This window comes from Bacillus sp. REN10 (genome assembly GCF_016820555.1).
Lineage (GTDB): Bacteria > Bacillota > Bacilli > Bacillales > Domibacillaceae > Bacillus_CE.
Window position 1 is genome coordinate 102,046 of sequence record NZ_JADHDW010000003.1, and the last position, 11,417, is coordinate 113,462.

The following is an 11,417-nucleotide window of genomic DNA, read 5'->3' on the forward strand; positions in this document are numbered from 1 at the left end:
CTCTTTCGAAATAAAAATATGTCTTAAGGAGCCAATAAAATGAATCAAATGATACAAAAAGGGGTCGAGAAAATGATAGATGGGATCGGAATGGAGTATCCGAATCTCGATTTATCTAGTGTTCAAGAAAAGATAGAAGCGGCGGCTTCTCAAAAAGAACATTGGTCAGAAGAACAATTACAACGGTTACTTTTACAGGCAGCTGTTGAGAGAATTTCAAGTGAAGAACCGGATTGGACATTTGTAGCGGCTAAGCTTTATTTACAAAATTTATATAAAGAAGCAACAGCGGTGAGAGGTGAGTCCGCTCATCCATATGGCAGTTTTCTCGGGCTAGTTCAATTACTAACTGATGAAGGAATTTATCATCCAAGATTGTTAACAAAGTATTCCAAAGAGGAAATTGAACAATTAGGCAAAGTGATTGATCCAAGTAAAGATCGTTTATTTACATACATAGGAATTGTGACTTTGAGTGATCGCTATCTTGCTAGAACACATGAAAAGCAAACAGCTGAGCTTCCGCAAGAACGATGGATGATCATTGCAATGACGCTGATGATCAATGAGCCGAAGCATCATCGTATGCAATTAGTGAAAGAAGCGTACTGGGCTTTATCTAATTTATATATGACGACAGCCACTCCGACGTTGGCGAATGCTGGAAAATCTTACGGTCAGCTCTCTAGCTGTTTCATTGATACAGTGGATGATAGTCTCCGCAGTATTTTTGATGCTAATACAGATGCGGCAACGCTTAGTAAAAATGGCGGAGGATTGGGAATTTACCTCGGCAAAATTCGTTGTCAAGGCAGTGATATTAAAGGGTTTAAACATGTAAGTTCAGGGGTGATTCCATGGATGAAGCAGTTAAATAACACAGCTGTTTCTGTGGATCAGCTCGGTCAGCGCCAAGGGGCCATTGCGGTGTATTTAGACGTGTGGCATAAAGATATTTTCTCTTTCTTAGAGACGAGATTGAATAATGGAGATGAACGCCGTCGGACACATGACTTATTTACAGGAGTGTGCATCCCAGATTTATTTATGGAAGCAGTAGAAGCTCGAGATGACTGGTATTTATTTGATCCGCATGAAGTGAGAAAAGTGATGGGTTATTCCCTTGAAGATGCTTTTGATGAGGAGAAAGGTTCCGGAACATTTAGAGAGCGATATGAAGCATGCTGTGCTCACCCTGCACTAAGTAAAAAGATCGTACCGGCGATTGACATTATGAAAGCAATTATGATTTCCCAGCTTGAAACGGGCACACCTTACATGTTTTATCGCGATACAGTCAACAGAGCGAATCCTAACAAACATGCTGGAATGATTTATGCCAGTAATTTATGTACAGAAATTTGCCAAAATATGAGCCCAACGGTAGTGACGGAAGAGAACACAGAGGATGGAAAAATTATTGTAACCAAGGAACCGGGAGATTATGTTGTGTGCAACTTATCTTCTATTTCCTTAGCCAGAGCGGTAAAAGATGACGCTTTAGAACGGCTTATTCCTATTCAAGTAAGAATGCTTGATAACGTGATTGATATTAATGACATTGCCGTTCCTCAAGCACAATTAACAAACAATAAATACCGGGGAATTGGTTTAGGCACATTCGGATGGCATCATTTGCTTGCGTTAAAGGGATTGAAATGGGAGTCCGACGAGGCGGTCGCTTATTGTGATGAATTATATGAAAAGATTGCCTTCTTAACAATTGAAGCAAGTGCGGACTTAGCGAAAGAAAAAGGCGTTTACCCAGCATATTATGGATCTGATTGGGAGAATGGTCGCTATTTTGAACAAAAAGGCTATACAAATGAGCAATGGCAACGTTTAAAGGAAAAGGTGAGTGAATGCGGTATTAGAAACGGCTATTTACTGGCGGTCGCACCGAACTCTTCAACCGCATTAATTGCTGGGTCAACAGCCGGCATTGATCCAATTTTCCGCAAAGAGTATATGGAAGAAAAGAAAGATTATAAAATCCCAGTGACAGCGCCTGATTTAACGGCAGAGACCGCTTGGTATTATAAATCCGTTTACTATATTGATCAGCATTGGAGCATTAAACAAAATGCGAAACGCTCCCGCCATATCGATCAAGGTATATCGTTTAATTTTTATGTTCGCAATGATATTAAAGCAAAAGCTCTACTGAACCTGCACTTTGATGCATGGGATTCTGGGCTGAAAACCACATATTATGTGCGATCGACTGCATCAAATATTGAAGAATGCGACAGCTGTCATTCATAAGGAGGCATCATCACATGAAACTAGAAAAAAGAAAACTTATTGACCGCGAAGCACCGAACTGTTCTACAGGGATTATTAATGGAAAAAGTTCGAATATATTAAACTGGGATGATGTCCGATTCAGCTGGGCATATCCTAAATATAAGCGGATGCTAGCCAACTTTTGGACCCCTTTTGAAATTAATATGACGAAGGACCGCCAGCAATTTGATCAATTGGAGCCAGCTGAAAGAGAAGCTTTTTTAAAGATCATTGGTTTACTTGCTTTACTGGATAGCGTTCAAACCGATTATGCCGGCCGGGCAGCGGATTATTTAACCGATTCAAGTCTTCACGCATTAATGATTATGCTCGCTCAGCAAGAAGTGATTCATAACCATTCTTACAGTTACGTCTTGTCAAGTGTGGCAGATAAAAGCGTACAAGATCAAGTGTTTGAATATTGGAGAAGTGAACCGATTTTACGAGAGCGCAATGATTTTGTAACGAAAGGGTATGAAGCGTTTGCGGAAGAGCCGACGGTGGATCATTTTTTACGTTCAATCATATATGATGTCATTCTTGAAGGGTTATTCTTCTATTCCGGCTTTGCCTTCTTTTATAATTTGGCCAGAAATCAAAAGATGATCGCAACGAGTACGATGATCAACTATATTAATCGTGACGAACAACTGCATGTGGATCTATTTGTGAAAATTTATAAAGAAATATTAGTAGAATACCCTGAATATGATACGGATGAATTAAAGCAATATGGACAAGACACAATCAAAAAAGCAGCTGAGCTTGAAATTGAATGGGGAAGACATATTATCGGGCATAAAATTGACGGTATTCAAATGAATGAACTAGAAAGCTATATTAAATTTATGGCGAATAAGCGCGCGGAACAGCTTGGATTCAAGGTACCGTTTGAAGGGTACCGTACGAATCCGATGCGCTGGATTGTTGCTTATCAAGAAGTAGACCTTGGGAAAACCGACTTTTTTGAACAAAAATCACGAGCTTACACAAAAACGAGCGAGGTGAACGGCTTTGATGAATTGTAAAGAGGAGGAGAACGAGAGGAAACAGAAGTGGGTAGACCAGCTATTGGCAGGAGTGGTTTTATACGGAAGTCTTGACAAGGCGTTAACGCAGTATATGATAAAAGAGGAGAGGAAATTTTCTCTTGATAAGAAAGAATGGCTCTACATAAGTAATTAAACAGTCGAGTGAAGGAGTTGTCGTTCCGTGGATCACACAAAAAAGTACAGTCAATTATTAACTAGCGCTGAACAAGCAATCGCCTGTATTGAAGCAGGGGAAGATATTATTGTCCCTCTTTTACCTGGCGAGCCCCCTGGCTTACTAGCCGCTTTGGAAAACCGAACTGACTTGCAAAGAAATAGGCTATTTCAATTACTAACAGCTAGACCTGCGATCAAGAAGCATCCAGATGAATTAAAGGTAATTTCTATGTTTTTATCAGGTGGAGACCGAAAAGCGTTTCATGCTGGAGATGTGGATTTATTGCCTAATCATTTTTCGGATGTGCCTGTATTATTAGAGGAAATAACGAATGAACGCGTCATTATGGCTACTGTGGCACCGATGGATGAGAACGGATATTTTTCGCTAGGAACAAATTGTGACTACACGGCGCCATTGGCGAGAAAAGCGAAAAAGATCTTGCTTGAAGTCAATGAATATATGCCTAGAACATACGGAATGAACCAAGTCCATATTTCAGAAGTAACAGCACTAATTGAAAACCATCAACCACTCCTTGAAAGTCCGACACCTGAAGTGACGGAAAAGGATGAGAAAATCGGAAGTTATATTGCGGATTTAATTAAAGATGGCGACAGCTTACAAATTGGATTCGGAGCGATCCCAAATGCTGTGATGGACTCATTAACGAACCACCACAATTTGAATATATTTACAGAAATGATTCCCGATAAGCTGGTTGATTTAGTGAAAAGCGGGGCTGTATCGAATATCGGAAGAAGTGATTATCCAGGAAAGACAACAGCAACCTTTGCTTTCGGCACACAAAAGTTATATGATTTCCTGCATGAAAATGAGCAGGTCTATATGCTGCCTGTTGATCAGACGAATGATATTAGCCGCATTTCTGAGATTGACGGTATGATAACGATTAACGCCACGATTGAGGTCGACTTTTTAGGGCAATGTAATTCAGAAAAAGCCGGTTCTCTGTATTGGTCTTCGACAGGGGGACAAGCAGAATTCGGTATTGGTGCGAGAAGATCGAAAGGCGGAAAAGGGATTATTTGCCTTCATTCAACAACAAAGGATGGTAAAATATCAAAAATTGTTCCAATGTTAGCACCAGGTACACCGGTGACTACCTCCAAAAACGATGTCGATTATATCGTGACTGAATTTGGAGTGGCAAAACTACGCGGCAAGACGATTCGTGAGCGCACAGCTGCTCTAATCGAAATTGCTCATCCGGATTTTAGAGAAGAATTAACGGAGAAAGCAAAAGAAATGGGTTATTTGATATAGATTAAAAATGAGACTGGTCTAAGCAATCGATTACTTTCCATCTAAAGTGGAAAGAGGTATTCGCTGGGGCCAGTTTTCTTTTGGTTTGAAGTCAGAAAATTTCTTTTATTTTAAACAACAAGTCGTTGACACCTATAAGAATCTGTTATATATTATAAACAACAACTTAAGGTTGTTATATAACAGTTAAGGAGGAATGAACAATGGAAATGTATCGCATCGCTTATCAATATTATACGGAGACTTGCGAAAGCTATGGAATGGAGTCGATTAACTTTCATCACTTTATTAAGCATTTAACGGAAGAACAATTGCAAGAGTATATTAAAAAAGCAAATTAACGAAAGGTTGTGTTGATTACGGAAGTTCAAGTAGATAACCATAAAAAATAACCCCGCTTCAGTAACAGAGAAACTGTTCATAGGCGGGGTTTTCATATGTTTATGACTCTTGAACAACCTCATGATAATGATCGTGGCAATAACTAGAGATCATTTCCACTTCATCATCTTCTAATTCAAAATCGAGCACTTCGTCTGTTGCTCGGTCATAGAGGTGATAGTGAATGATTTTTTTTTGTTCATCATCTACCATATACAGAACACGGATGTAGAAGCCAGATTCAGAGTACAATTCATCCTCCTCATCTACCTCTGCGTACAAACGGAACTCATAGCGCTCCCCGGATAATAACCCGAACGGATCTTTTAACCACTCTACTGTATGTTTAGTTATGTTCATTTCTATGACCATCCTTTTAAGAAATATCTTTCTTATTCTAACACAATTGAAGATGGATAGACATCTATTCGAATGAACGAAAAAAGTAGAGAAAAAATATTTTTCCGTATGTTTCTTTAAAAAAACGTGCAAAATAGTCTAATAATACTTTAGTTGACTATTTCATTTATTTGAGAAATGACTCGTTTTAACATATATAATGAAGTTAGCATGACATACATGGTATAGAGGAGGTTCCCATGAAGAAGTTTTTCTTGTCGCTATTGTCGCTTGTAGTGAGTGTAGTCATTGGACTTTCTATCTGGATTTATTATCCTAAATATAAAATTAATCAAATGCAAGAAGAAGCAGTTACTGTCGCTTCACCGCAAGCGTTTACTTATATTGATCATTTCCGAATGCTAGATCAAACGTATTTGAACCACTTGGCGATCGGTGATTCCATTATTACCGGTATTGGAGCGGAAGGAGAAGAAAACTTTGTTGATCACTTTTCCAAAGAATTAGAGGAGCAAACAAATAAACATGTGATTACGCAAAATGAAGGTATTCCTGGCGTGAGTAGTTCGCAACTGAACGCTTTAGTGCAAAAAGGAACATTTGATCAGCAAATAAAAGATGCAGATTTAATTACGATTAATGTAGGGGGAAATGACATTTTACAAACAATGGAAGGGGTGGATTACCAAAAAGTATTTCAATCCTTTGACTCCATGCAATCCACATTTATGAATAATTTGACAGAGATAGCTGAAAAGATTAGAGAAACAAATGAAGAGGCAACCATTGTTTTTCTAGAAATGTATAACCCCCTTGAACAAAATCATGAATTTTATGCTGTTGCTGATCAGCTGCTTCCAAAATGGAACGTTAAAATTTATGAATTAGCCAACAGTTTGGATTATTCGTTAGTGATGCAAACAACGAAAGTGATTAACAGCCAGCACCAGCAATATTTATCAGCAGATGGTGTTCATCCCAATTCACTAGGCTATGCGGCACTTTCTAAACAAATGCTTAAACAATTAAGGAAGAAACCATTTGTAAAATCGGCTTAAGCTTAATATTAAAGGAGAAACTGCGAGAAATGATGAGAAAGCAACTCTATTCTTAATCATTTTTTGCAGTTTTTTTAAATTTTTTTGCTATATTGTCAAATTTTCTTTTTGCTATTTTCGATAAATATGATACATTATATAAAAATAAGTATAACACTTTTGTGGGTGTTTCATAAAATGTAACACACTTATTGTGAAAAAGAGGGTGGTAATCATTAAGTTATCCGATCGCCAAGATGAAATTCTTCAAATTGTAAAGCGTAGCGGACCCATAACAGGAAGTGAAATTGCAAAGAGACTTTCCGTTTCCAGGGCAGCGTTAAGGTCAGATCTCGCGATTTTGACAAGCTCCGGGAACTTAGAAGCAAGACCTCGGGTTGGTTATTTTTATAATAAAGACTTACAAATGATGCGTCATTCTGAACGATTTATTCAACAAAAAGTGAATGACTTTAAAGCCAATCCGATTGTCGTGGAGAAATCAGCTTCCGTCTACGAAGCGATTGTTCAATTGTTTTTAGAGGATGTTGGCACACTTTACGCAGTTGATTCTGAGGGATATTTAAGCGGGGTAGTTTCTCGGAAAGACTTACTGAGAGCGGCTCTTGGAAATAGAGATCTTCAAGAAGTGCCAGTCAGTGTGATTATGACGAGGATGCCAAATATTACGACTATTGATCCTGAAGATACGTTGATGGAAGCGGCGAAAAAAATGATTAATTTTCATATTGATTCCTTACCTGTTGTGAAGAAAGTTGACGGCAGGAAGAATACATATTCGCTCCTTGGGCGAATTACGAAAACAACCATCACACGAGCTTATTTAGAAATCATTGAAGGACAATAACATTTAAGGGGAGTTGCTAAAGTATTGGAGCGAAAAGAAGTGGTTTATGTAGTTTCTGACTCGGTTGGAGAAACAGCTGAGTTTGTCGTAAAAGCGGTTGCCACACAGTTTAATGGCAGCAAAGTAGACATTCGCAGAAATTCCTATGTGGAAGATATTGAAGACATTGAGGATGTTATTACGTTAGCGCGCAACGAACTGTCGATCATTGCTTATACGATCGTTATTCCTTCTTTAAAAGAGTATTTAGATAGAAGGGCTAAAGAAGAAGGGATTATCGCCGTTGATTTATTGAACCCTTTAATGAGTGCATTTGAAACAAGATTTCATAAAGAGCCTCATCATAGTCCAGGGGTGATGAGGAAACTTGATGAAGAATACTTTCGCAGGATTGAGGCGATCGAATTTGCTGTGAAATATGATGATGGGCGTGATCCGCGCGGGATTTTACAGGCGGACATTGTGTTGATTGGTGTGTCGCGTACATCCAAAACACCATTATCAATGTATTTAGCTCATAAACGGTTTAAAGTGGCGAATGTTCCGTTAGTTCCTGAAGTGGCTCCGCCGGACGAATTGTTCCAAATTCCAAGAAAGAACTGTATCGGTTTAGTCATTTCTCCAGATCAATTAAATGAAATACGCAAGGAACGTTTGAAGGCGTTAGGGCTAGGGGCAAAAGCAAACTACGCCAGCTTTGAAAGGATTTTAGGTGAGCTGGACTACGCAGAAAAAATCATGAAGCGTGTCGGCTGTCCAATCATTAATGTATCCAATAAAGCAGTGGAAGAAACAGCTGGTTTAATTTTAGAAGTGTTGAAAAAAGAGAGGAGTTTTTAATGGTGACAAAATTTGTTTATTTATTTCATGAAGGCCAAGGTAATATGAAGGAACTGCTAGGAGGGAAAGGAGCCAACTTAGCAGAAATGACAAACATCGGTTTACCCGTTCCGTTTGGCTTTACAATTACAACAGAAGCTTGTAATGCTTACTATGAATCTGGTCAAACGATTCCTTCGATGGTACAAGAGCAAACGCTTGAGGCGTTAAGCCGTTTAGAAGAAAAAATGGGCAAAAAGCTTGGGGATGCTGACAATCCATTGCTTGTATCTGTCCGATCTGGTTCTGTCTTCTCCATGCCTGGCATGATGGATACGATTTTAAATCTTGGGATGAATGATGAAACGGTTATCGGAATGGCGAAATTAACGAATAATCCGCGTTTTGCTTATGACTCTTACCGTCGCTTCATTCAAATGTTCAGTAATGTTGTTCTTGAAATTGATACATACTATTTCGAGCAGCTGTTAGAAGAAATTCGCGAACAAAAAGGGTATTCATCCGATCCAGAGTTAACAGCAGAAGATTGGAAAGAAGTCATCGCTGGATATAAAGAAATTGTGAAAAAACATACGAAAAAAGCTTTTCCGCAAGATCCAAAGGAACAGCTTTTCCTAGCGATCAATGCGGTATTTAACTCTTGGAACAACCAGCGTGCGATTATTTACCGCCGTCTAAATAAAATTCCTGACCATCTTGGAACAGCGGTGAATATTCAAAGTATGGTATTTGGAAATATGGGAAATGACTCTGGTACAGGAGTTGCTTTCACAAGAAACCCATCGACAGGCGAAGCCATTCTTTACGGTGAATATTTAATTAACGCTCAAGGTGAAGATGTCGTAGCAGGTATTCGTACACCGCAGCCGATTGCGACCTTACAAGAAGAAATGCCAGAAGTATACAAACAATTTACAGAGACATGTCACCAATTAGAGCAACATTATCAAGAAATGCAAGACATCGAATTCACAGTTGAACGCGGAAAACTATTTATTTTGCAAACACGTAACGGAAAGCGTACGGCACAAGCGGCCATTCGCATAGCGGTCGAAATGGAGAAGGAAGGAATTATTGATAAAGAGACAGCGCTTCTTCGTGTCGATCCAGATCAATTAAATCAATTACTTCATCGCCGTATTGATGATTCAGTCAAAAAAGAAGTGTTAGCAAAAGGATTGCCAGCGTCTCCAGGAGCTGCTACCGGCCAAGTGGTGTTTGATGCCGATGAAGCAGAGCAATTAGCGAATCAAGGACAAAAAGTTATTCTTGTCCGTCCTGAAACAACACCAGATGATATTCATGGTATTGTTACGTCACAAGCGATTGTTACAAGCCGTGGCGGAATGACAAGCCATGCAGCTGTTGTTGCAAGAGGTATGGGGAAAGCATGTATTTGCGGCTGTGAAACGTTGAAAATCGATTTAAAAGCGAAGCAGTTTACTGTAGGCGATACCGTTGTCCATTACGGTGATGTTATCACAATTGATGGCGCGACTGGTGAGATCATGCTTGGAGAAGTACCGATGATTGACCCAGAGCTATCTGATGAGTTCCAGCAACTGCTTACTTGGGCAGATGAAGTACGTCAAATGAACGTTCGCGCGAATGCTGATACACCAGAGGATGCGAAGAAAGCATTTGAATTTGGAGCAGAAGGGATTGGGTTATGCCGTACAGAGCATATGTTTATGGACAGCAAACGAATCCCAATTGTACAAGAAATGATTTTAGCGGAGAACTTTACTGAGAGAAAAGCAGCGCTTGATCAGCTTTTACCAATGCAACAAAGCGACTTTGAAGGAATTTTCGAAGCGATGCAAGGTCATCCGGTCACCGTTCGTTTACTAGATCCGCCACTTCATGAGTTCTTACCTAATAAAGAAGAACTCCTAGTAGAAGTGACGAAACTGCAAATTTTAGATCCGCAATCAGAGGAACTAAAAGCAAAAGAGCAATTATTGAAAAAGGTGCGTCAATTAGATGAGCATAACCCGATGCTTGGTCTTCGTGGTTGTCGCTTAGGTATGATGTATCCTGAAATTTATGAAATGCAAGCGAAAGCAATTTTCTATGCGGTAGCTCAATTAGCTGAAAAAGGCATTCCTGCACAACCAGAAGTGATGATTCCGCTTGTAGGGCATGTGAATGAGCTAAAAGAAATGCGTCAAGTTGTTATTGATGCGGCTCACTCTGTCCAAGAGGAAACAGGCCAAACGGTTGCGTACACGATCGGTACCATGATTGAAATTCCACGTGCGGCATTAACAGCGGACGAAGTAGCTGAGGAAGCGGACTTCTTCTCGTTTGGAACGAATGACTTAACACAAACAACATTCGGGTACAGCCGTGATGATGCAGAGGGTAAATTCCTGCAAGCTTATATCGAAAACAAAGTGCTTCCAGAAAATCCATTTGCTGCTCTTGATCAAAATGGCGTCGGAAAATTGGTCGAAACAGGTGTGAAACTTGGACGCACAACGAAGCCGCAGCTGAAAACAGGTATTTGCGGAGAGCATGGTGGTGAGAAGACATCCATCGAATTCTTCTACAAAACAGGTTTAGATTATGTCAGCTGCTCACCATACCGCGTGCCACTTGCTCGTTTAGCCGCTGCACAAGCGACAATTCGAAATCAATAAAAAAAGAAATGTAATAAAAGTATGATGTAAGTAAAGAGCTATCCCATCGTCAAGTGTTTGACGATGGGATAGCTCTTTTTATTTAACTCTATAATTGCACATGAAACGATTTAGCTTAATTTGTTTCATCCATTTTGAAATTGTAAACCATCATCTCTTGTCTCTTATTAAATAAGGCTGTTAATGGGCAAAAACGTAAAATACCTTCACCTATTTTCATTCCACCTAACATGGCCATGACCAGATAAGAGTTTCTCCAAGGCTGTTTCACGAGTTTGGAAGTGCTCCATGCAAAAACGGTAAAACCGAGAGTGATTCGAATGAGAGCGTTAATGATTCCGATATTGGATGTGATTTTCATTGTCGTTTCTCCTTTACAAAATGTCTTTCATTGATAGTGTTATAATTCCCATTCATTTGTATTTTATGCTTCAAAATAAATGGGCTCCTCTTTTCCCAATCGCCTTTAATTTGATGTTATACTAAAAGAAAAGTATGGAACGGTTG

General features: G+C 39.4%; 11 protein-coding genes. 9 read left to right on the forward strand and 2 right to left on the reverse strand.

The genetic code is table 11. The features are described from left to right. Positions 1-39: 39 nt before the first annotated feature. The 5 genes from IRB43_RS05990 to IRB43_RS06010 all read left to right on the forward strand — a co-directional run bounded on the left by IRB43_RS05990 (position 40) and on the right by IRB43_RS06010 (position 5,123). Positions 40-2,265 carry a ribonucleoside-diphosphate reductase subunit alpha gene (locus IRB43_RS05990; RefSeq protein WP_203362543.1) on the forward strand — a complete coding sequence of 742 codons (2,226 nt, stop codon included), beginning with the start codon at positions 40-42 and terminating at the stop codon, positions 2,263-2,265. Positions 2,266-2,279: 14 nt separating this feature from the next. Further along, positions 2,280-3,314 carry a ribonucleotide-diphosphate reductase subunit beta gene (locus IRB43_RS05995; RefSeq protein WP_203362544.1) on the forward strand — a complete coding sequence of 345 codons (1,035 nt, stop codon included), beginning with the start codon at positions 2,280-2,282 and terminating at the stop codon, positions 3,312-3,314. Beyond that, complete coding sequence (locus IRB43_RS06000) at positions 3,304-3,471, forward strand: hypothetical protein (RefSeq protein WP_203362545.1); 168 nt, start codon at positions 3,304-3,306, stop codon at positions 3,469-3,471. The genes IRB43_RS05995 and IRB43_RS06000 overlap by 11 nt, the downstream gene beginning before the upstream one ends. A 27-nt stretch (positions 3,472-3,498) precedes the next feature. Continuing rightward, positions 3,499-4,782 carry an acetyl-CoA hydrolase/transferase family protein gene (locus tag IRB43_RS06005; RefSeq protein ID WP_203362546.1) on the forward strand — a complete coding sequence of 428 codons (1,284 nt, stop codon included), beginning with the start codon at positions 3,499-3,501 and terminating at the stop codon, positions 4,780-4,782. Positions 4,783-4,985: 203 nt separating this feature from the next. Further along, a complete protein-coding gene (locus IRB43_RS06010; RefSeq protein ID WP_203362547.1) occupies positions 4,986-5,123 on the forward strand; it encodes a hypothetical protein in 138 nt (45 codons plus the stop codon). Positions 5,124-5,223: 100 nt separating this feature from the next. Here the strand turns inward: IRB43_RS06010 and IRB43_RS06015 are convergent, their stop codons facing one another. Further along, complete coding sequence (locus IRB43_RS06015; RefSeq protein WP_203362548.1) at positions 5,224-5,523, reverse strand: DUF6509 family protein; 300 nt, start codon at positions 5,521-5,523, stop codon at positions 5,224-5,226. A gap of 239 nt (positions 5,524-5,762) precedes the next feature. On the opposite strand from IRB43_RS06015, the gene IRB43_RS06020 reads away from it, so the two are divergent. The 4 genes from IRB43_RS06020 to ppdK all read left to right on the forward strand — a co-directional run bounded on the left by IRB43_RS06020 (position 5,763) and on the right by ppdK (position 10,910). After that, positions 5,763-6,581, forward strand: a complete 819-nt coding sequence (locus tag IRB43_RS06020) for a GDSL-type esterase/lipase family protein (protein ID WP_203362549.1) — start codon at positions 5,763-5,765, stop codon at positions 6,579-6,581. A 205-nt stretch (positions 6,582-6,786) separates the two neighbouring features. Beyond that, on the forward strand, positions 6,787-7,428 hold the full coding sequence (gene ccpN / locus IRB43_RS06025; protein WP_203362550.1) for a transcriptional regulator CcpN: 642 nt from the start codon (positions 6,787-6,789) through the stop codon (positions 7,426-7,428). 24 nt (positions 7,429-7,452) lie between these two features. Continuing rightward, entirely contained in the window at positions 7,453-8,268 is an 816-nt protein-coding gene (locus IRB43_RS06030) for a pyruvate, water dikinase regulatory protein (protein ID WP_203362551.1), read from the forward strand. Between the two features lie 2 nt (positions 8,269-8,270). Next, entirely contained in the window at positions 8,271-10,910 is a 2,640-nt protein-coding gene (gene ppdK / locus IRB43_RS06035) for a pyruvate, phosphate dikinase (RefSeq protein ID WP_203362799.1), read from the forward strand. 115 nt (positions 10,911-11,025) lie between these two features. Here the strand turns inward: ppdK and IRB43_RS06040 are convergent, their stop codons facing one another. Next, the gene (locus tag IRB43_RS06040) at positions 11,026-11,271 is read right to left on the reverse strand and encodes a YgaP family membrane protein (RefSeq protein ID WP_203362552.1); all 246 of its coding nucleotides are present in this window, start codon (positions 11,269-11,271) and stop codon (positions 11,026-11,028) included. Positions 11,272-11,417 lie beyond the last annotated feature (146 nt).